The sequence below is a fragment of the Sphingopyxis sp. Geo48 genome (genome assembly GCF_949769155.1).
Taxonomy (GTDB): domain Bacteria; phylum Pseudomonadota; class Alphaproteobacteria; order Sphingomonadales; family Sphingomonadaceae; genus Sphingopyxis.
The window spans coordinates 25,753-46,965 of record NZ_CATKPA010000002.1; the positions used below are offsets into that span (position 1 = coordinate 25,753).

The window sequence follows — 21,213 nt, forward strand, 5'->3', positions numbered from 1 at the left end:
CCTCAATCTTCTAGTTATCGGCGCAACTATATGCAGCCGCACCCGCCGCGCGATGCACATTTTCGTTAGGCGCGCTCGACATGGGCGAGCGCGTTGGCGAGGAACCGGCGGAGGTTCGGATCGGCATAAGCGGCGGGGCCGTCGCCGGGCTGCAGATAGATCAGGCGGCCCGTGCCGACCGGCCTTTCCCACGCGATCAGGTCGCTTTCGGGACGGTGATCCCAACCGTCATTGCTGAACATGCGCCCCGTCACGGCCTGTGATGCCGAATAGAAATTTTCGTGAACGAAGGCGTGATCGGCGCGGAGCAGCGGTTTCGTCGCACCCCAGATCGGCGCGAGATAGAGTTCGTCGCAGAGCGGGAAGCGTGGCGGCAGTCCGGCGGTCGCCGGATGCGCGGGATCGAGGACGAGGGCGTCGTAACGGACCTCATGACGATAGCCCGAGTCGAGATGCTGCTCGCCGTGGGCTTCGCCGGGATCGTAGAGAAAGCGTCCGCCAAGCATCTCGGCCCATTCGGGCCATTCGGCCCAGCCCGCGATCGCATGATGCATTGCAACCGCGCCGCCGCCCCGCGCGAAATAGTCGGTGATGGCACGGCGATAGGTGAAGGACGGTGGCCGCGTCGCCGCCCTGCCGTCGCCGAAGCTATATCCCGGCATGTCGTAAAAGAGGATCGCGTCGGCCGCATCTGCTGCGCCCTCTGCGACCGCGATCTCGGCTTCGGGATGGATCAGGTGCGTGACGGTCCAGCCTTCGAAGCTCGCGAGCAGATCGGCGAAGGGTTCCGCTTCATAGGGATGGCCGCCCGACAGCACGAGAAGGCGGCGCGCCCCCGTCATGCGATCTTCAGGATCATCTTGCCCTGATTGCTCCCGGCGAAGAGCCGCATGAAGGCATCGAAGCTGTTCTCGATGCCTTCGTCGACATGCTCGTCGGCGATCAGCTTGCCCTGCTGCAGCCACGCGGCCATCGCGGCGCCGCCCTCGGCGAAGCGCGCGATGTAGTCGGCGACGAGCAGCCCGCGGATCGAGGCGCGGTGGACGATGAGCTGCCAGATGTTGCGCGCGCCGATCTTTTCGACCGAATTGTATTCGCTGATCAGGCCGCAGAGGCCGATGCGGGCACCGTGGCGCAGATTGTTGAGGCCGGCGTCGAGGATGTCGCCGCCGACATTTTCGAAGATGATGTCGACGCCGTCGGGCGCCTCGGCGCGAATCGCGTCGGTCAGCGCCTGCACATCCTTGCCGCGATAGTCGATCGCGGCGTCGAAGCCGTAGCGATTGATCAGTTTCGCGCACTTTTCGGGTCCGCCGGCGATGCCGATGACCTTGCTCGCGCCCTTGATTTTCGCGATCTGGCCAACGAGCGACCCGACCGCGCCCGCCGCGCCAGTGACGAGTACGACGTCGCCGGGCTTGGGTTCGCAGACATCGATATAGCCGAAATAGGCGGTCATCCCGACCGCGCCGAGCACCGAGAGGTAATTGGTCACAGAGGGGACGAGGCTGGCGTCGATCGGCTGGGTGAAGCCGCCGACGGTGCCAACCGAATAATCCTCGATCGCGTTGAGGCCCATCACCCACTGGCCGGGCGCGAAGCCCTCGGCGTTGCTCGCCTCGACGATGCCGACGGTCGACGCTCGCACCGGCGTGCCGAGCGGGATCGGCGGCATATAGCTCGGCGCATCGTCCATCCAACCGCGGATCGCGGGATCGAGCGAGGCATAATGGTTGCGGATCAGGAATTGCCCGGCGGCGAGCTCGGGCGTCGGTTCGGTCACGAGCGAGAAGTCCGCCCGCACGGGTTCGCCATTGGGGCGGCGGACGAGCAGGAAGCGGCGGTTGTCAGGCATGAAAGCTCCTCAGGCGGGGACGATGGAAACCGGGATCGCGCTTTGCAGCGACTGGCCGGTGATGGGGTCATAGGCGACGCTCTCGCTGACGAGGCGGTTGGTCGAGGCGCCATGCTCGTGGACGCCGTCGGGGCCGATGTCGGGGCCGCCGAAGGCATGCGCCATCGACACGACGCCGGGGCGCATATTCTCCGCCGCGCGCGCGACCGCGACGACTTCGCCGACGGCCGAGCGGATGCGGACGGTGTCGCCGTCATTGCAGGGAATGCGCGCGAGATCGTCGGGATGCAGGAAAGCGGGGTTGGTGGTGCGCTTGGCGCGCAGCGCGGGCAGATTCTGACCGGTCGAGTTGAAGCGATGGCGGCTGCGGCGCGAGACCATCCGCCAGGGGAAATCGGGCGTCGGTTGGTCGGCTTCGCCATAGGCGATGAGTTGGTCGGGCATTGCACCTGCGGTGAGGTCGAAGTGGCCGGATGCATCGGGATCGCCGGGTTCGACGATCGGATGCAGATCGTCATAGATGACGGCCTTGCCATCGACGGTATCGGCGCGCACCACACTCGGCGCGACCGAGCAGCCGGCGACCATAAGGTCGAGGAACGCTTCCTTCGTGGGCCGTTTGTCCATCGGGCAGGCGCCGCCTGCGAGCGGCATGCCGGTGCCGAGACGGTGCGCGAGTTCCCAGAGCATTTCCCACTCCTCGAGCAGCCCTTCGGGTGCGTCGATCATCGCCTCGGTATAGCGGGCGTAGGGGATTTCGTACCACCATTCGGAAAGGTTGCTGATGTCCTCGCGTTCGAGGCACATTTTGGGGGCGAGGATATAGTCGGCGCGCGTCGCCGTCGCGGACCCGGCGTTAACGTCGATGCAGACAAGCAGCTCCAGCCCGTCGATCGCGCGCGTCATCTTGTCCTGATCGGGGAAGGCGACCACCGGATTGCCGCCGATCACGATCAGCGCGCGCACCTGCCCCTCGCCCGGGGTCAGCATTTCGTCGGCGAGCACATTGCACGGCATCTCCATGCCGAGATGCGTCAGGCCGCGGATGCGCGAGGCGGGGAAGCCCTCGCCAAAAAGCGCCATCGGCGGCGCGACCTCTGCGCGGCGCGGGGTGACAGGGGTGAAGACGCGCGGGATCGAGCTTTTCTCGCCCTCGCGACAGAAACGCCCGCAGATTATGTTGAGCGACGAGACGAGATATTGGGTGAGCGTGCCATTGCCCGCCATCTCCGGCCCGGTGCCCGTCGAGACGACGCCCTTGGTGCCGCCTGCGAACATCCGCGCCGCGGCGACAAGCTGGCTTTCCTCGACCCCGGCGCGTGCTGCAGCGATGTCGGGGGTGAAGCCCGCTACCGCGCGCTGCAACTCGTCGAGGCCGTCGACATAGCGCTGGACGAACGCCTTGTCGTAGAGGCCTTCGGACAGGATGACATGGATGATCCCGGCGAGCAGCGCGGGGTCTTCGCCCGGGCGGACGGGCAGGTGGATATGCGCGAGCGCCGCGACGTCGCTCTCGCGCGGGTCGGCGACGATCAGTTTGAGGCCGCCGTCGAGCGCATCGCGCAGGCGGCGCGACGGCGAAAAGGGTGGCAACCCGCCCGGCGGGCCGTAGTGCGAGACGATCGGATTGTTGCCGATGAAGAAGGCGACATCGGCCTCGGCGAAGGTGTGCATGCCGCCCATCCAGTTGCCGTAGCGCGCCGTCGTATAGAATTTGGCGGGCTGGTCGAGCGTCACCGACGTATAGATGTTGCGGGTGCCGAGCCCCTGCGCGAAGGCCATGGCGCTGCCGACTCCGGCGCTGTTCTGGAAGGCATAGGTACCTGCATAAATGGCGACGGCATGCGGTCCATGCTCGGCGATGATGGCCGAGAGTTGCGCGCCGATCTCGTCGAGCGCGCTGTCCGTCGCTATATCCTCGAAGGCGTCGCCGACGCGCTTCTGCGAGACGATCAGCCGCTGCGGCCCATGGTGCGCCTCGGCGAGTTGGCGGCCCTTGATGCAGGTGTAGCCGCCGAAGACCGGATCGTCGGGATCGCCCTGCACCTTGGTCACGCGGCCCTCGTCGATCGTGACCAGCATCGCGCAATTGGCATGGCAGAAGCGGCAGAAACTGCGGCGAACCTCAGGCATCATATCTCTCCCTGATCGCACCCTACGCCTCGGCGCCCCGCAATCGACTGGCACTTTTGGCGGTGGTTGCGGCGGCCGGGTGGGCGCAATTTCGCGGCAGGGAACAGGGAGAGTATCGATGCCCACATCGCGCCAATGGCTGCTGAACGGACATCCGCGCGGACGCGGGATCGAGGAGGGCGATTTCCGGCTCGTCGAGACCGAGATCGGCACGCCGGGCGACGGCGAAATGCTGCTCAAGACGCTCTATCTGGGGTTCGATCCGGCGCAAAAGGGATGGATGGAAAATATCGCCGACTATGTCGCGCCGATGGCGATCGGCGACGTCATGCGGGGCAGCGCGATCAGCGAAGTGGTCGAGAGCAACCATCCGGGCCTTGCAGTCGGCGACCTGGTGATGGGGTCGACCGGCTGGACCGAATGGCACCGGTCGGACGGCGCAGGGCTGGTCAAGATCGACACCGCGCTGCCGCCGACCGCGATGCTGTCGGTGCTCGGGACGACGGGGGTCACTGCTTACTGCGGATTGTTCAAGGTCGGGCGGCCGGTGGCGGGCGATACGGTGCTCGTCTCGGGTGCGGCGGGGGCCACGGGGTCGGTCGTGGGTCAGCTGGCGAAGATCGCCGGGTGCCGCGCGGTCGGCATTGCGGGCGGTGAGGACAAGTGTCGCTGGTTGGTTGAGGAGGCGGGCTACGACGCGGCGATCGACTATAAGGCGGGCGACGTGCGGGCCCAGATCCGCGACCATTGTCCACGCGGAGTCGACGTCATTTTCGACAATGTCGGCGGCACGATCCTCAACGACATGCTCGGCGAGATCGCGACCGGCGCGCGGGTTGTGATCTGCGGCGGGATCAGCCGGTACGAGACCGGATCGCTGCCCGCGGGGCCGCAGAATTACTTCAATCTGGTCTTCCGCCGCGGCACGATGGCGGGCTTCATCGTGATCGACTGGGCGAGCGAATTTCCGGCGATCCGTAAACGGCTGGAGGGCTTCGTCCAGGATGGGCGGCTCACCTATCGCGAGGATGTGCAGCAGGGGTTCGAAAATGCCCCGGCAACCCTCAAGCGCCTGTTCGGCGGCCAGAACCGCGGCAAGCAATTGTTGAAGCTGTAGGGAGATCGACATGGGCAGGCTGGCAGGCAAGCGCGCCGTCATCATAGGCGCAGCATCGGCGGGCAATATGGCGCAGGTGACCGCGCGGTTGTTCGCGCGCGAGGGCGCGACGGTGATGGTCGCGGGGCGCAAGGCCGAACCGCTCGAAGCACTGGCGGCCGAGATCGGCGGCCATGCCGCGCTCTGCGACATCACCGACAAGGCTTCGGTCTTCGCGCTCGCCGATGCGGCGAAGGCGAAGATGGGCGGGGTCGACATTGCGATGAATGCCAGCGGGTGGGGGCTGCTCAAGCCCTTGCTCGATGTCACCGAAGAAGAACTGGCCGCCATCGTCGCGTTGCAGTTCACCGGCGTGCATCATTTCCTGCAGGCGTTTGTCAGCGCGATGCTCGCCAACGATCCGAGCGGCGGCTCGATCATCCAGATATCGTCGGCGACCACGCGCGCGCCGATCGGCAACCATGCCGCCTATATCGGTACCAAGGCAGGGTCGGAGGCGCTGATCCGTTGCGTCGCCAATGATTTCGGCGCCGCGGGGATTCGGGCGAATGTCGTGTCGCCGGCGTTCACCGAGTCGCCGATGACCGAGGGAGCGTTCGCGACGCCGGGATTGGTCGATGCCTTCCTGCCGCGTTATCCGCTGGGACGGCTCAACACGTCGCAGGATGTGGCGAACGCATGCCTCTGGCTGGCCAGCGACGAGGCTTTCGTTACGGGTGAGAATTTGCAGCCGAACGGCGGGCTGGCGCTGCGGGGCAATCCGCAGGAGGCTGACATTGCGGCCGCGGTCGGTGCGGCGATGGCGAAGTTGCAGGTGCAATAAACACGCCGCCATTGCGAGCGCAGCGAAGCGATCTAGGGCGGATTACGCCACGCTGGATCGCCGCGTCGCTTCGCTCCTCGCACTGACGAGATGATGGGGGGGGCAGTCGCTAGCCAATCTGTCGCTCGCGGCCTTCCCAATAGGGCGCGCGCAGTTCGCGGCGTAAAATCTTCCCCGACGGGTTGCGCGGCAGCGCCGGGATGAAGTCGACCGATTTGGGGCATTTATAGCCGGCGATCCGCTCGCGCGCCCAGCCGATGATCGCGGCCGCGTCCGCGCTCGCGCCGTCGCGCAGCACGACGCATGCCTTCACCGCCTCGCCCCATTTGTCGTCGGGCACGCCGACCACCGCGATGTCGGCGACCGCGGGGTGGCCATAGATCGCATTCTCGACCTCGGCCGGATAGACATTCTCGCCTCCCGAGATGATCATGTCCTTCACCCGGTCGTGGAGGTAGAAATAGCCTTCCTCGTCGGTGTAGCCGGCGTCGCCGGTGCGCAGCCAGCCGTCCGCGTCGATCGTCTCCGCCGTCGCTTCGGGCCGTCCCCAATATTCGCGCATATTCGCTTGCGCGCGGATCGCGATCTCGCCGATTTCGCGCGGCGGGAGCGCGTTGCCGCCGGCGTCGATCACCCGCATCTCGACCCCGCGCAGCGGTTTGCCGACCGAGCGCATCCGCTCGTTGCCCGCCGGGTCATGATCTTCGGGCGGCAGCGCGGCGATCGTGCCCGACGTCTCGGTCATGCCGTACATCTGGACGAAGCCGCACTGGAAAACGTCGATGCACTGGCGGAGCAGGTCGAGCGGGATCGGCGAGGCGCCATAGGCGATGTGGCGCAGCCGCGAGAAATCGACATCGCGCGCCCGCGGCTGATTGACGATGATCTGCATCGCCGCGGGCACCATGAAGATTTTGGAAATGCCATAGGCCTCGATCAGGTCGAGCACCCCGCCGGGATCGAACTCGCGCGTGATCACGCCCGTGGCGCCATTGGTCATTACGGTGATGCCGTATCCGGTGCCGCCGATATGGAAGCAGGGCATGGCGACGAGCCCGACGTCATCCTCTTCCCACCGCTCCCAATCGGCCTGCAGCGCCGGGTCGCGGTCGAGTTGCGAGCGCAGCACCGAGCCGTTGGTGAGTACCGCGCCCTTGGGCTTGCCGGTGGTGCCCGAGGTGTACATCTGGATCACCGCGTCGGTCTCGCCGCGCGGGATGTCTGGGTCGGTGGCTGAGAAGGCGTCGCGCCAGCTAAGATAGTCTGGAAAGCCGCTCGCCGCGCCCTCGGTTGCGACGACATGCTCGACGCCGGGAAAAGCCTTGCGGTTCGCGGCGACCAGTTCGGCAAATTCCGGCCCGACAAACAGGATACGCGCAGCGCAATTGTCGATGATCCATGCGATCTCGGGCACGGCGAGGCGCCAATTGACCGGCGTCATGACACCGCCGGCCTTGGCGACCGCCATCACGAGCTCGAAATAGATGTCGCTGTTCTTGCCGAGATAGGCAACGCGGTCGTCGGGTCTCAGACCGAGGGCGATCAGTCCGTTCGCGGCGCGGCTGCTGTTCGCATCGAAATCGGCGTAGCTCGTTGCGCGGCCCTCGAAGTGGAAGAGGATGCGATCGGGACGCTCACGGGCGTTGGTCCGCGCGACGTCGGCGATCCGCTGAAAGGCTGGAACCTTCACTTAACTTCCTCTCCCATGGTCAGGCGTGACCGAACGCCTGCCGGTAGAGACGGGAGTCGGCGGCGTAGAAATTGCAATGAAAACCCGACGGAACGCGGAACGGGACATGGATCGTCGCGACCGGCCCCGCCGCGATGTCGAGCGCGTCGAAGATCGCGAGTTCGCTGGTTGCGGCGCCTGCGCGGTGGACCAGCGTCATCGCATAGCCGTCGCCTTCTCCCGCGGCGCCGATCTTCGGCGCGAAAACCAGCTCGCCACACGAGGCGCCATTGCCGAAGTGATAGACGTCCTCCTGGCCGCTGATCGCGTCGAAGCGCAGCACCGCGTCCATCCCTTCCGCACGTCCGTCGCGGCTGTTCAAATTTATATTGGCAAAACTGTGGCGCGAGGCGCGCGTCATGAATCGGTCGTCGGGGCGCGGGAACTGGATGTCGCGGTCGTTGAGCGTCTCTTCCCTGATCCACGTCCCGTTGCCGTTCGTGCCCGGATCGATCGTCCAGCGGCGCAGGCTCTGCTGTGTGTCGCCATGCGTCCTTTTCGCGCCCGTCTCGTCAGGAAACAGCGCGGTGCCGTTCGCAGCGGCGACATCGGCGATGATCTTGCCGTCCTGTTCCCATACGTTGAGTTCGTGGAACATGTGGCGCGGCTCGTAGTCGAACCAACGAATGTCGCTCGCGGAACCCTCGCGCGGCATGATCGCGAATTTGGTCGGGCGGCCGTTGACCCACGCGGTCATCGGCCCGCCCTTCATGAAGCGGCCGAGGTCGGCGTCGATGGGGATGACCGGGAAAACCACCCAGTTCTCGGTCAGGAAGAACGTGTGCATCAACGCGTTGTGCGGCATGTCGATGACCTCCGCCTTGCGCACGCTGCCGTCGACCGCGATCACGTCGTACCGCAATTGCGGCGGCCCCATCGGGCCATTGATCGCCATGCCGATGTTGACCAGCTCGCCGCTGTGATGATCGACCTTGGGGTGCGCGGAAAAAGTCGTGGTGATCGTCCCGCCATAATGTTCCTCGCCCAGCGTTTCGAGCGTGCGCGGGTCGAGCTCGACCGCCGGCGCGCCCTCCATCAGCGCCAGCAGCTTGCCGCCATGGACGATGATGTTGGTATTTGCGGTGTTGTAACGCTTGCCCGCGACCGACGGGTCGGCGGTCATCGGATTTCCGAACAGCCCGAACAGGCGCTTGCCTGCCGCCTTTTCCAGCTCGAACTTCTCGGTTCTGACCCAGCGGTTGAGCATCGACGCGCGGCCATCGGCGATATGAAAGGCATAGACCATGCCGTCGCCGTCGAACCAGTGATACTCGCCCTCGCGCGTCGGATAGAGCGGTTCGGGGCCGTTGCGATAGAAGACGCCGACCAGATCGGCAGGGATCTCGCCCTCGACGATCAGGTCGGGCGCGGTCGCCTCGAAGCGCACCGGCTGATGATGTCCCGACAGATAGGGATGGTCGAAAAAGGCCTGCGTCATCCTGGTTCCTCTGGTCTGTCCACCAAACAAGGGGCGGTGCAATGCGCCGCCCCTTGTTCCTGGTCCCCCTTTACGACCCCGCCGTGCCCTGGCGGGAACGTCCCATCGTCAGAACTTGAAGCCGAGTTCGACACCGTAAGTGCGCGGCTCGATGGAGCCGGAGAAGGTGAAGAGGCCGGCGACCGGCAGGGTGCTGCCGATGTCGCGCACATTGGTCAAATTGCGGCCAAAGACTGCGACGCTGATTTCTCCGCTGCCCGTCAGGAAGGTGTAGGACACCTGTCCCGACAGATTTTCGCGATCCTTGGTAAAGCAGCGGAAATCGTTGGTAACCGCGCCGAGGACGATCGGCCGGTTGGCGACGATGCAGGTGGCCACCTTGCTCTGGAAGCGGAGCAGCAGATTGGCGTCGAGACGTCCGGAGCCGATTTCCTTCGAATAATTGACGCCGGTCGAGAACTGATACTTCGGTGCGCGGCGCAGGGTCAGCGTCGACACGTCGTCGCCGACGTTATCGCCGTTCAGATCTTTCAGGAATGTTCCGTACCTGGCGTCGATGTAGCTGGCCGATGCCGTGAAGTTCAGCGATTCGGACGGCTGCATGATCAGTTCCAGCTCGGCGCCGGTGATCTTTGCCGATGCCGCATTTCCGACGACCGTCTCCTGCGGCTGGGCCGACCCCGGCGGCGAGGGCTGAACGACCTCTTCCTGCTTGTTGTCATATTTGGTGTGGAACAGTGCGATGTTGGTGCGCAGGGTGCGATCCAGCCAGTCGGCCTTCAAACCGACCTCGAACGCATCGACGGTCTCCGGGAAATAGGGGCCGAGCGAGGTCGGCGATGCGGCGCGTCCGTTGAAGCCGCCCGACCGGAAGCCGGTCGAGTAGGACCCATATATGATCTTGTTTTCGCCGACTTCGTAGGTCGCGTTGGCGCGCCAGGTGAATTTGCCGAACGATGCCTTGCCCGAACAATTGGTGGCAGGGCCGTAAGTGGGCAGCCCTGCCAGGGGCCCCGGTCCAAAGACGCCGGTCACGCTGACGCAGGACCGTCCGTCGAAATTCGGCTGGCTCAATTCGACCAGTCCCACGACCTGGCCGTAGTTGTTGAAGGTTTGCTTTCTGTCGCGGGTATAGCGACCGCCAACCGACAATTTGAAGCGGTCGGTCAGCTTGAACTGGGCGTCGGCAAACCCAGCATAGGACCTCGCCTTATTGTCGGTGTAGGCGCGAAGTGTTGCGCCAGCGGCGCTTTGCGAGGGCACGGGTCCCAGACGCGTGAACTGGTCCAGCTGGTAGTTGCTGTTGTAATAATAGCCGCCGACCAGCAGGTTGATTGCGTCGCCGAGCTCGGCCAGCACCCGCAGCTCCTGGCTAAACTGTTCGAATTGCTGAATGCGCCGGGTGGCGAAGAAATCCGCCGAACTGCCGTCGAAGTCCTGCGCGACATTCTCGTCATTGGTGCGATAGCCGGTCACCGAAAAGAGCGTGATATTGTCGCTTAGCGACCAGGTGATGTTGCCGGTCACCGCGTCGGTGTCGTTGGAGACGTCATGCGGCGCCAATTGATAGGTCGAATTGACGCCGCGATCGGGCAGCGCGAACCGGTTGCACTCGGCGACGGGCGAAAACCCGGGTGCGCCCGCGGCCAGGCAGATCAGGTCGAGGCTCGACGATGTCGGGATCGAAACCGTCTCGCCGCGCTCGCGCATATGTTCATAGGTTATCTCGGCCGAAAAGTCGCTGCTGGGTTCGATCAAAAGGGTCGCCCCGCCGGTCAGCGTTTCATATTTGCCATCGCGGCCGCCGGTGCTGAGGTTGCGGACAAAGCCGTCGGTCTTGTCATAAAAGCCGAACGCCTTGATCGCGATGAAATCTCCCAGCTTGCCGCTGTTGGCGACCAGCCGGGCACTTTTGGTGTCGAACCTGGCATAGGACAGGCGGCCCTTGACGCCGAAATCGTCGGTGGGCTTGGTGCGCTTCACCTCGATCACGCCGCCGATCGTGTTGCGGCCGAACAAGGTTCCTTGCGGACCGCGCAGGACCTGCAAGCTTTCGAGATCGAAACTGTCGAGCAGCTGGCCGGTGTTCGTGCCGATGAACACGCCATCGACGACGACGCCGACGGTCGGGTCGAAGCTTTTTTCGATGTCCTCGAACGAAATGCCGCGAATGGAGATCGCCGCCGCGCTCGGACCGGCCGACACGCTGTCGATCACCAGGCTCGGAACGCGTCCCGCGACATCGCGAATATCCTGCACCATGCCGGTATCCAGCGCCTTTTCGTCCAAGGCGGTAATCGCGACCGGGACGGACTGGGCGCTTTCTTGGCGCTTCTGTGCGGTGACGACGATTTCGCGGATCGCGCCGCCGCCATCGTCCTGAACCGGTGCCTCCTGGGCAAAGGCCGGCGTGGCGATGGCAAGTGCAGCGAGCGACACAGTGGCATGGATGGCAGGCAGCGTTCGGGCATGCGTGGTCATCGTCGTTCCTCCCTCTCGCGCCGGCACATAGGCTCGCCGGTCACGTTGAGGGCAAGGTCCGCTTTATGCCTCGATTCAACAATCATCAAAAATATCAGGCATGCCGTAGCGGCACGAAATGCGCTGATTTCCTTGCTTTCTATTGCCGCTGTGTCGCGCCGCCATCGACGAAGACGCCGTGACCCGACATGAAACGCGCCTCGTCGCTGACCAGAAAGGCGGCGACGTCGGCGATGTCTTCCGGCTGTCCGAGCCGACCGAGCGCCGCCTTGTCGACCCACTTCTGCCGGAACTCGGGCATCGTGGCGAAGGCCGGGGCGGTCATCGGGGTCTCGATCGCGCCGGGCTGGATGCAATTGACCGTGATGCCATATGCGCCAACCTCGGCCGCGACCGACTTGGTCATGCCCAGCACGGCATGTTTCGATGCGCTATAGGCGGTCATGCCCGCTTCGCCGAAGCTCGACATCACCGATCCGATCAGGATGATCCGTCCGTGCGGCGATCGTTTGAGAAGGGGCAGCGCATCGCGCATCAGGCGAAACACCGCAGTGACATTGACCGCCATCATCTCGTCAAAATAGTCGTCGCTCGCGCCGTCGAGCATCTGCATGCCCGTAATCCCCGCACAGGCGACAACGATGTCGAGCCGCCCGAACCGCGCTTCGGTTTCGGCAACCAGCTTTGCGTTGATGCCGGGCGCCGTCACGTCGGCAAGGATGTCGACCTCGCCAGATCGGTCGGTGGTCAGGACGCGCGAGCCGTCGGCAGCGAGGCGGCGGGCGGTCGCGAGACCGATCCCCGATCCGGCGCCTGTGACGAGCGCAGCACGGCCATCGAGGCGCCCAGCCATCAGAGCGAGCTGCCGCCGTCGACGCGGAACTCGGCGCCGGTCGCGAACGCCGATTCGTCGGAGGCAAGATAGAGCACGATCGCCGAAATCTCTTCGGGCCTGCCGAGGCGGCCCACCGGGTGCGTCGCGACCCAGCTGTCGTAGAGCGCCTGGCCGTCCTCGACCTGCGCCATCACCTTTTCGAGGATCGGCGTGTGGATTGCGCCCGGATGCACTGAATTGCAGCGAATGCCATAACCCTTGCGCGCATAATGCAGCGCGACCGACTTGGTGAGATGCGTCACCGCGGCCTTGGCGGCGTTGTAAGCGGCGAGGTCGGCCTGCGCACGGACACCGCACATCGACGACATGTTGATCACCGAGCCACCATTGGCCTTCATCTTCGGAATCACATGCTTGCAGCCGAGGAAAACGCCATCGACGTCGACCGAAAATTCGTGCCGGAAAGCCTCGAGCGTCAGATCCTCGATCGAGCCATGCGTCGTGATCCCGGCATTGTTGACCAGGATGTCGATCCGGTCGCAGGTGGCCAGTGCGGCGAGCCATTCGGCCTCCTTGGACACGTCGAGCCTGACGAAGCGCTGGCCGAGCTCTGCGGCAAGCGCTTCGCCTGCCTCGACGTCGATATCGGCAATGACGACGCTCGCGCCCTCGGCGACGAAGCGGCGGACGATGTCGAGGCCCAGCCCCGACGCGCCGCCGGTCACGAATGCGATCTTGCCCGAAATGCGGCCTTGCCCTTCCATCCTGTCCTCCCTCTTTTGCGACGGCACTATCATGGCGCGGGCGAGGCGATGGGACTATTTATTGCGCTAGGTGCGGCGGACGGCCGGTCGGGATCACATCGTGGTGGGACAGGAGAGGCGCCATGGAGGACAGCTGGGACTATATCATCGTCGGCGCGGGGTCCGCGGGCTGCGTGCTCGCCGAGCAATTGAGCGCCGACCCGGACATCCGCGTGCTGCTCCTCGAAGCGGGCGGCTCCAATGACAGCCGCTGGGTTACAATCCCGAAGGGCGTCGCGAAGCTCGTCACCAATCCCGACCACATCTGGGCCTATGGTGTGTCACAGCCGCGTGGCGACGGCAGCGCACCCGGCGAGGTGTGGATTCGCGGCAAGGGGCTTGGCGGATCGTCGGCGATCAACGGCATGATCTGGAGCCGCGGCGAACCGGCCGACTATGACGAATGGGAAAAGCTCGGCTGCACCGGCTGGAACGGCGATGCGATGACTGATGCTTTCCGCAAGCTGGAAGATCATGGTCTCGGCGCCAGCGCGATGCGCGGCGCGGGAGGGCCGGTCAGGGTGGCGCCGAAAATCCACAGCTATCCGCTGGCCGAGACGATGGTGCAGGCGGGGGTCGAATTGGGGCTAAAGCCCGTCGACGATCTCAACGCATCGACCTCGGATCGCGTCGGCTTTTACGCGCATAACGTCCGGAGTGGGCGGCGCGAAAGCGCGGCGACGACCTTTCTCGTGCGGACGAAGAAGCGGCCGAACCTGCGCGTCGTGACGCATGCGATGGCCGAGCGTCTGGTCATCGAGAGCGGCAGGGTCGTCGGGGTCGAGGCGAAGGTCGCGGGCCAGCCGCTGCGTTTCGACTGCGCCGGCGAAGTTATCGTCTCGGGGGGCGCCTTGGAAAGTCCGCTGCTGCTCCAGCGCTCGGGGATCGGGCCGGCCGAAGTGCTGCGGGCGGCAGGGGTCGATCCGGTCGTCGATGCTCCGGATGTCGGCGGGCGGATGCGCGAGCATCTGGGCTTTTCGATGCCGCATCGCCTGTCGCGCGATGTCGGCAGCAACCGCAGCTTCTTCGGCATCGGGCTGATGCGCGCGATGGCCCAATATATGCTGACGCGCGGCGGGATCATGGCGACGGGGCCGTTCGAGGTCGGTGCCTTTCTGAACCTGACCAGCCGCGACGCGCGGCCCGACCTGCAACTCTATCTTGGCGGCTACACCTTCGCGCTCGGCGACGACAAGCATCCGGTGCCGCTCAGCAGCATCGACCGCAAGCCAGGCATGACCATCTATGGCCAGCTCCTTCGCCTGACGAGCGAGGGCAGTATCATGATCACCGGGCCGGGCAGCGACGCGCCTGCCGACATCAAGCCCAATTGGCTTTCGACGCGCGAGGACGAGCGCACTGCGATCGCCGCGGTGCATGCGATGCGCCGCTATATGGCGCAACCTGCGCTCGTCGGCCTCGTCGAGCGCGAACTGCTTCCCGGCGCGGCGGTGCAGAGCGATGCCCAAATCCTCGCCGCCTTCCGCCGCCTGTCGACCTGCGGCCTCCACGGGGTCGGGACGTGCCGGATGGGCGGCGACAATCGGGCCGTCACTGACGCGCGGTTGCGCGTCAATGGCGTGCGTGGGCTTCGCGTCGTAGATTGTTCGGTGATGCCGTCGCCGGTGACAGGCAACACCAATGCCCCGGCCATGGCCTTGGCCTTGCGCGCCAGCGGGCTAATCCGCGAGGATCGGTGTAAATTGCGCGCGGTCGCCTAGGCGCTCTCGCGTTCCTTCAGCCAGCCGATCCCCCGGCGCAGCAGGTCGTAGAAGACCGGCAGATCCCACGCGCAGCGGTCGACCGTCGGCCACCAGTCCATCATTGGCTGCAGGTCGTAATGGCCGCGGCAATGACCGAGCGTGAGGTAGAGCACCGCTCCCGCGCCATGCCGCTTGATGTAGAAGACAGGGTAGGTGCCCGGCGCATCTTCGGCCTCGACGAAACCCGTGCCCGGCCCGGTGCACTCGGTATCCATCAGCACGTGCAGGTCGCCGTGGGTTTCGAGGTGATAGAGCTCGTCGGTCGTCTCGAACGGCTCGATGCCCTTGGTGAGCTGGTGATCGGGATCGACGACGCGGACGGTATAGGGTTCGATCGCCGGGTGGCTGATGAACTGCGACCCCAGGAGGTCCATCATAAGCGGGGCCCAGCGCGGCGCATCCCACACGCCCGTGTCGAGCAGGCGGAGGATCGAGTTGGTGCCGTGGAGCGCATACCAGCGCCCGCCTTTCGCGAGCCAGCGCTTCAGCGCCTCCTGCGCGGGCAGCGACGGGGTAACATCGCAGGTGTAGGTGATGAGGATGTCGGCGCCCTCGATCGCCTCGATATTGTCGTAATTCTCGAACACGCGCGTGCGGACGCGTTGGTCCTCGGCGAGCAATTTGAGCAGCTCGAGCCGCGCGAAATCCATGTCGTGCCAGACGCCGCCGCAGATCAGCACGCAGTTGATGCGGGGTGGATGTTCGCTGTCGCTCATCGCCGATCCTCTCCTCCTGTTATGGCGCCATCATGCGAATGCGGTGCGCCGCCGTCACCTTGCTGTATTGATAGGTTCCCGAAGACCATGAAACTGGCAAGAGGGCAGGCGAGAGGAGAGGCGCGATGCATCAGAGGCTGGGCGGCAAGGTCGCTTTGGTCACCGGCGGGACGAGCGGGATCGGCGCGGCAACGGTCGAGCGGTTGGTCAAGGAGGGCGCGCAGGTCGTCTTCACCGGCTCGAATGTCGAAGCGGCAGCGCGCGTCGAAGGCCGGACCGGCGCCATCTTCCGGGCCCACCGCGTCGAGGATGCCTCGGCCTGGGATGCCCTGATGACCGAGATCGAGGCCGAATATGGCCGGCTCGACATCGCCTTCGCCAATGCCGGGACCGAGGCGGGCGATGCCAGCGTCGAGGACATCGGCATCGACGCCTGGAGTCATATCATCGCGGTCAACCAGACCGGGGCGATGCTGACCGTCCAGCATGCGATCCGCGCGATGGCCAAGAACCCGCAAGGACCGACCGGATCGATCATCGTCAACTCATCCATGAACGCACACCGCGCGATGGGCAATTATGTCGCCTATTCGGTGACCAAGGCGGCGGTCGTCGCGCTCGTCAAATCGGCGGCGATCCACTGCGCGGGCAAGGGCTATAGAATCCGCGCCAATGCGATCCTTCCCGGCGTGGTCGAAACCGACATGATCCGCGGCGTCATAGATCGCTCGCCCGATCCCGCGGCAGCGCGTGAAGCGTTCGAGGGTATGGCGCCGATGAAGCGCATGGCGCAACTCGACGAAATCAGCGCGCTGGTCGCGTTCCTCGCGTCCGACGAGGCCGGGTTCATCTCGGGCGCCGATTATGTGATCGACGGCGCGACGACTGCGGGGATGATGGGGGTCTAAAGTCAAATCGCGCCGATTAACGCATTTAACAGTGCCGCTGTGGCGCATCGCCCTCCATATTTCCTCGTCCATCCGCACAACGCGGGCGACGGTACAAGGAGGGCGGGATGGCCTTTTCAGGTTCGCTGGAAGATCGGATTGCCCTTCGCGAGTTGCTCGACAGCTATGCCGACGCGGTTTGTCGTCACAACGCGGATGCTTGGGCAGCAACCTGGGCCGAAGGTTGCGAATGGGAACTCGAAGGCTTCGGGACTTTTCGCGGCAAGGCTCTGGTCGTCGAAACCTGGCGCGCGGCGATGAAGGGGTTTCCCGGTATCATATTCCAGGCCTGGCCTGGCGAGATGATCGTTGAAGGCGATCGCGCCACGATGCGGTCCTACACCGCCGAAACCTACTCCCGCGACGGACATACCCAGAACGATCTTGGCGAATATACGGATACTTGCTCAAAGATCGAAGGACGCTGGTATTTTGTCTGCCGCCGCTTTCGCGCGCTGCATCGGCGGCGGGTCGCGCAATGAGCCGTCCGTTCCGGCGCATATTTCGGAAATCCTGAAAGGGTCTGCCATGAAGATCATCGTCGAAGCAAAGGTCGATATCGACGCGGCGCGCCGAGCCGAGGCATTGGACGGGGCTCTGCCATGGATCGAAGGGGCTCAGGCTCAGGCCGGTTGCCTGGGCTATTTCTGGACCGCCGACCCGCACCATCCCTCGCGCGTTCATGTGTTTGAAGAATGGGAAAGCGCCGATGCGTTGGCCATGCACCTTGCCGGCCCGCAATATCGCGGCATGCTCGACCATATCTCGCAATTCGGCATCACCAACGCGGTTAGCCGCAAATTTGCGGTTGAGCGGGAGGGTGCTGTCTATAACGCCGCAGGCGTTGCCAGCGCTGAGTTCGAGTCTTCACCCTGAGCATGATTGCCGGAATTTCCGCCAGACTGGTTTTGCTTTTCGGTTCCGGAGGATATTCATCGTCCTCTAGCCTTTAGATCGCGAGATCCGCCGGGCGCTGTCGGCCATTGCCACTAGCAGATCGCGTCGCTGAGCGAATTGCCGATCGGGTCACCGCCCGCAACCGCGTTGCGAGCATCCATCGGCAGCGCGGTCGCAGCGAAAGGCACCGACCATCGGTCGCGTCCGGCAAGCAGCTTGAATGATATGCGTCCGCTTATCTTGGCGCAGATACAAAAGCAGCCCTTGAGTGAGAATCTCCACCCGCGATTTTCCGCATTTTGTCGCCTGAGCGCGCGGACCGTTGATCGGAGCGGTGTCAGGATCAGCCCGCACCGCCGGCTGTCATCCGACGCGGCGGCCTTGCACATTGGCGATTATCCCGACTTTTGGCCCGGTATCTGCTCGTCGCCGACCTGGAGGCCGCGAGCCCATTTCGGTCCATATATAAGGGAAATCATATAGAGCAGACATGCATTATTATTATTCAGATAGGTGATGGCGCGTCATTTTCTGTCTCTGGGGTAGCTGCGGGGCGATTGTCCGGCAAAAACGAGGGGGCTGAGAAATGAAGGGAATTTCGCGCAAGAGCCGGATGGCGGTGTTGATGGGGGCGGTGTCCGCGTTGATCGTGCCCGAACTCGCATTCGCGCAGGATGCGTCGGCTTCGGACAGCGGCGGGCTTGATGAAATCATCGTCACGGCCCGTAAGCGTGAAGAGAATTTGCAGACCGCGCCGCTTTCGGTTGCGGCGTTCAGCGGCGAGGCGCTCGAAAAATCGGGGATCGACGAGTTTTCGGAGATCGCCAGCCGCGTCCCGGGCTTTACCTTCAACCCCGATAACGTGTCCGAACCGAATATCTTCCTGCGCGGGATCGGGACCGACATCGAAAGCGCCGCGTCGAACCCGGCGATCGGCTTCTTCCTCAACGACGTCTATCTGTCGCGCGCGCAGGGCACCGCGATCGAACTGTTCGACCTCGAACGCGTCGAGATCGTGCGCGGACCGCAAGGCACGCTCTATGGCAAGAATGTCGTCGGCGGCGCGATCAACTTCATCACGCGCAAGCCGACCGATGAATTCCGCGCCGGCGCCGAGGCCGGGATCGGCAATTACGGCAGCTTCGACGTCAAGGCGAATGTCGCCGGCGGTCTGGCGGAAGGCCTGTCGGGCAGCATCGCGGCGAGCGCGCGGCATCATGACGGCTATGCCCGCAACACGTTCACCGGCAACGATGTCGAGGATCTCGACGCCTATGGCGTGATGGCGCAGCTTCGCTACCAGCCGGGCGACCGGCTCGACATCCTGCTGACCGGCGACCTGACCCGGCGGCGCGGCGGCGGCAAGTGGGTCGATATCCAGATCCCGTCGGACCATAATATCCCGTTCGTGAATGCCGAGCGACGGCGCGGGCCGAACAATATCGATGGCAAGCAGGACGCCGATCTTGGCGGCGTACACCTCAGCGTCAATTACGATACGGGCGTCGGCACGCTGACCTCGGTGACGGCGTGGCGCGAGGGCCAGTTCGCGTCATTGAACAACGATGCAGGCAGCTTCATCGACTTCACTAAGATGATTTACGGACCCGACGGCCGCATCGATTTCGGCGCGATCGACCATTCGCTGTTCAATGATGATTACTATATCAACGACAAGGATGAGACCGCGAAGAGCTTCTCGCAGGACATCCGTTTCCGCTCGGACTTCGACGGGCCGTTCAACCTCCTCGCCGGCCTTTTCTACCAGCATGAGACGGTCGATCGCACCGAGATCGCCGATTATATTTTCGTCGAATTCTATGCGCAGGGGAAGGAGATCGCGGAGACGCGGCTCAAAAGCGACACCTGGGCGGCCTTCGTCGAGGGCACGTTCGACATTACCGACACGCTCGGCGTGACCGCGGGGATCCGCTACACCAAGGACAAGAAACGCTTTTCGGTTTATCGCGAGACGATCGGCGACTTTCTGGGCGCCGAATTCGAGGACGAAAACGGCAATTTCACCCGCGCCTTTTCCGCTTCCGACCAGCGGAGCTGGGACGCTTGGACACCGAGCCTCAACCTGCACTGGCAGCCCGCGAAGGACGTCTATCTCTATGGCCTCGTGTCGAAGGGCTACAAGTCGGGCGGCTGGAACGGCGAGAATGCGACCAACCCGGGCGAGGCGCGCGTCGCCTACAACCCCGAATATGCGTGGAACTATGAAATCGGCGCCAAGACGACCTGGCTCGATAACCGGCTGCGCTTCAACATCACCGGTTTCTGGACCGAATATGAGGATCTGCAGACGCAGCAGTTCGTGATCTTCGATCCGAACCTGCCTGCCGATAACGTCATCTCGAACGCCGGCAAGGCACGGGTGAAAGGCATCGAGATCGAAACCGCGCTCGCCCCTGTTCGCGGGCTGACCCTCTTCGCCAACTACACATACATGGACGCGAAGATCACCGGCGACCTGATCAGCACCGAACTTCAGTACGATCCGAGCTGCTTCTGCTCGGTCCCGGTGCCGACGAACCTCAAGGGGAATGTCCTGCGCCGATCGCCCGAAAATTCGTTCAGCATCGGCGGCGACGTCACCGTGCCGGTGAGCAGCCGGCTCAACGCCTTCGTCCGCGCCGACTACAACTGGACCGACGATTTCTTCTTCGACAACGAGAACAGCCCGCGCACGTTGCAGAAGTCGGTCGGGGTACTCAACGGATCGATCGGTGTCGCTACCGAGGACGACAAATGGGAATTCCGCGTCTGGGCAAAGAATCTGACCAACGAGCTGTATGAAGCGGGCAAGAGCGACGTGATCGGATCGGTGCTCGTCTCGTACAATCCGCCGCGCACCTATGGCGCGACGCTGCGCTGGAAATATTGACGCCGCAAGCGGGGCGAGCGGCGATGCGTATCGGGCTGATCGGCTTCGGGTTCATCGGGGCCGAACTCTACCGGCGCATCGCCGCTGAAGGCGGGCCGGGCGAGATCGTCTTTGTTCACAGCCGATCGCGCGAGCGGCTGGCGGGCTTGCCCCGCGAACTGATCCTCGACGATCTGTCGAAGGCGGCAGAGTCCGCACCCGATCTGATCGTCGAGATTGCAGGTCCGGAGATCAGCCACCGCCACGGCGAGATATTTCTGGGCTTCGCACATTATATGCCGCTGTCGCTGACCGCGCTTGCCGACGACGGGCTGCGTGAGCGGCTGACCGCGGCCGCCGCGGGGTCGGGGCGCTCGCTGCTGGTCGCGCATGGCGCGCTCGTCGGGCTCGACAGTCTCGTCGAATGGCGCGCGATGTGGGAGGAGGTCGCGATCAGCTTCCGGAAGCCGCCCGCAAGCCTTGGCCTGACCGGAAGCCCTACGACGCACGAAAGCCTGCTCTTCGACGGCAGCGTCCGCGACATCGCGGCGTGCTATCCGCATAATGTCAACGCAATGGTCGCCTGCGCGCTCGCGACGGTCGGGCTCGACTGCTGCCGCGCGCGGCTGATCGCCGATCCGGCGATCGACCATCTCGAACTTGCGGTCTAGGCGCGCGGGAGCGACGGGTCGAGCCTGTCGATCCGCCGCCGTCAGCCCGCGCGGGGGGTGTCGGGTAGCGAAATGGCGGCGGCAGTGCATGCTTCGGTGCGCCGCGTCGTCGGTGCTTCGGGTGCGATGGCGTTCG

General features: G+C 64.4%; 17 protein-coding genes. 8 read left to right on the forward strand and 9 right to left on the reverse strand.

Features of this window, described 5'->3' with window-relative positions; translation table 11 throughout:
- Positions 1 to 65 precede the first annotated feature (65 nt).
- From QOL79_RS06745 to QOL79_RS06755, 3 genes are read right to left on the reverse strand one after another with little or no spacing between them, the layout of a single operon-like run.
- Entirely contained in the window at positions 66 to 842 is a 777-nt protein-coding gene (locus QOL79_RS06745) for a ThuA domain-containing protein (protein WP_283419060.1), read from the reverse strand.
- A complete protein-coding gene (locus QOL79_RS06750) occupies positions 839 to 1,855 on the reverse strand; it encodes an NADP-dependent oxidoreductase (RefSeq protein WP_283419061.1) in 1,017 nt (338 codons plus the stop codon). Before QOL79_RS06750 ends, QOL79_RS06745 begins: the two co-directional genes overlap by 4 nt.
- 9 nt (positions 1,856 to 1,864) lie before the next feature.
- A complete protein-coding gene (locus QOL79_RS06755; protein ID WP_283419062.1) occupies positions 1,865 to 3,991 on the reverse strand; it encodes a molybdopterin-containing oxidoreductase family protein in 2,127 nt (708 codons plus the stop codon).
- Between the two features lie 115 nt (positions 3,992 to 4,106).
- On the opposite strand from QOL79_RS06755, the gene QOL79_RS06760 reads away from it, so the two are divergent.
- The gene (locus QOL79_RS06760) at positions 4,107 to 5,105 is read left to right on the forward strand and encodes an NADP-dependent oxidoreductase (RefSeq protein ID WP_058454833.1); all 999 of its coding nucleotides are present in this window, start codon (positions 4,107 to 4,109) and stop codon (positions 5,103 to 5,105) included.
- Between the two features lie 10 nt (positions 5,106 to 5,115).
- Positions 5,116 to 5,928 (forward strand): SDR family NAD(P)-dependent oxidoreductase, encoded by an 813-nt coding sequence (locus QOL79_RS06765; protein WP_283419063.1) that lies wholly within the window; start codon positions 5,116 to 5,118, stop codon positions 5,926 to 5,928.
- A gap of 109 nt (positions 5,929 to 6,037) precedes the next feature.
- Here QOL79_RS06765 and QOL79_RS06770 read toward each other — a convergent pair whose 3' ends face one another.
- The 5 genes from QOL79_RS06770 to QOL79_RS06790 form a co-directional block, all read right to left on the reverse strand.
- Positions 6,038 to 7,618 carry a fatty acid--CoA ligase gene (locus QOL79_RS06770; RefSeq protein ID WP_283419064.1) on the reverse strand — a complete coding sequence of 527 codons (1,581 nt, stop codon included), beginning with the start codon at positions 7,616 to 7,618 and terminating at the stop codon, positions 6,038 to 6,040.
- Between the two features lie 19 nt (positions 7,619 to 7,637).
- The gene (locus tag QOL79_RS06775; protein WP_283419065.1) at positions 7,638 to 9,095 is read right to left on the reverse strand and encodes a carotenoid oxygenase family protein; all 1,458 of its coding nucleotides are present in this window, start codon (positions 9,093 to 9,095) and stop codon (positions 7,638 to 7,640) included.
- A gap of 108 nt (positions 9,096 to 9,203) precedes the next feature.
- Positions 9,204 to 11,576: a TonB-dependent receptor gene (locus QOL79_RS06780; RefSeq protein WP_283419066.1), complete on the reverse strand. Its 2,373-nt coding sequence runs from the start codon at positions 11,574 to 11,576 to the stop codon at positions 9,204 to 9,206.
- Positions 11,577 to 11,715: 139 nt separating this feature from the next.
- On the reverse strand, positions 11,716 to 12,429 hold the full coding sequence (locus QOL79_RS06785) for an SDR family NAD(P)-dependent oxidoreductase (RefSeq protein ID WP_283419067.1): 714 nt from the start codon (positions 12,427 to 12,429) through the stop codon (positions 11,716 to 11,718).
- Positions 12,429 to 13,175 carry a glucose 1-dehydrogenase gene (locus QOL79_RS06790; RefSeq protein WP_204994024.1) on the reverse strand — a complete coding sequence of 249 codons (747 nt, stop codon included), beginning with the start codon at positions 13,173 to 13,175 and terminating at the stop codon, positions 12,429 to 12,431. Before QOL79_RS06790 ends, QOL79_RS06785 begins: the two co-directional genes overlap by 1 nt.
- A 122-nt stretch (positions 13,176 to 13,297) precedes the next feature.
- Between QOL79_RS06790 and QOL79_RS06795 the strand changes: the two genes are divergently transcribed.
- Positions 13,298 to 14,935 carry a GMC family oxidoreductase gene (locus QOL79_RS06795; protein WP_283419068.1) on the forward strand — a complete coding sequence of 546 codons (1,638 nt, stop codon included), beginning with the start codon at positions 13,298 to 13,300 and terminating at the stop codon, positions 14,933 to 14,935.
- Here QOL79_RS06795 and QOL79_RS06800 read toward each other — a convergent pair.
- The gene (locus tag QOL79_RS06800) at positions 14,932 to 15,693 is read right to left on the reverse strand and encodes a ThuA domain-containing protein (RefSeq protein WP_058454826.1); all 762 of its coding nucleotides are present in this window, start codon (positions 15,691 to 15,693) and stop codon (positions 14,932 to 14,934) included. The two genes, QOL79_RS06795 and QOL79_RS06800, sit on opposite strands and share 4 nt — an antisense overlap.
- A 125-nt stretch (positions 15,694 to 15,818) precedes the next feature.
- On the opposite strand from QOL79_RS06800, the gene QOL79_RS06805 reads away from it, so the two are divergent.
- The 5 genes from QOL79_RS06805 to QOL79_RS06825 all read left to right on the forward strand — a co-directional run bounded on the left by QOL79_RS06805 (position 15,819) and on the right by QOL79_RS06825 (position 21,077).
- Positions 15,819 to 16,601 (forward strand): SDR family NAD(P)-dependent oxidoreductase, encoded by a 783-nt coding sequence (locus QOL79_RS06805; protein WP_283419069.1) that lies wholly within the window; start codon positions 15,819 to 15,821, stop codon positions 16,599 to 16,601.
- A 107-nt stretch (positions 16,602 to 16,708) separates the two neighbouring features.
- A complete protein-coding gene (locus tag QOL79_RS06810) occupies positions 16,709 to 17,122 on the forward strand; it encodes a nuclear transport factor 2 family protein (RefSeq protein ID WP_058454824.1) in 414 nt (137 codons plus the stop codon).
- A gap of 46 nt (positions 17,123 to 17,168) precedes the next feature.
- Positions 17,169 to 17,516, forward strand: coding sequence for a putative quinol monooxygenase (locus QOL79_RS06815; protein WP_058454823.1), 348 nt, complete (start codon positions 17,169 to 17,171; stop codon positions 17,514 to 17,516).
- Between the two features lie 607 nt (positions 17,517 to 18,123).
- Complete coding sequence (locus QOL79_RS06820) at positions 18,124 to 20,427, forward strand: TonB-dependent receptor (protein WP_283419070.1); 2,304 nt, start codon at positions 18,124 to 18,126, stop codon at positions 20,425 to 20,427.
- A 23-nt stretch (positions 20,428 to 20,450) separates the two neighbouring features.
- The gene (locus tag QOL79_RS06825; protein WP_283419071.1) at positions 20,451 to 21,077 is read left to right on the forward strand and encodes an aspartate dehydrogenase domain-containing protein; all 627 of its coding nucleotides are present in this window, start codon (positions 20,451 to 20,453) and stop codon (positions 21,075 to 21,077) included.
- Positions 21,078 to 21,213 lie beyond the last annotated feature (136 nt).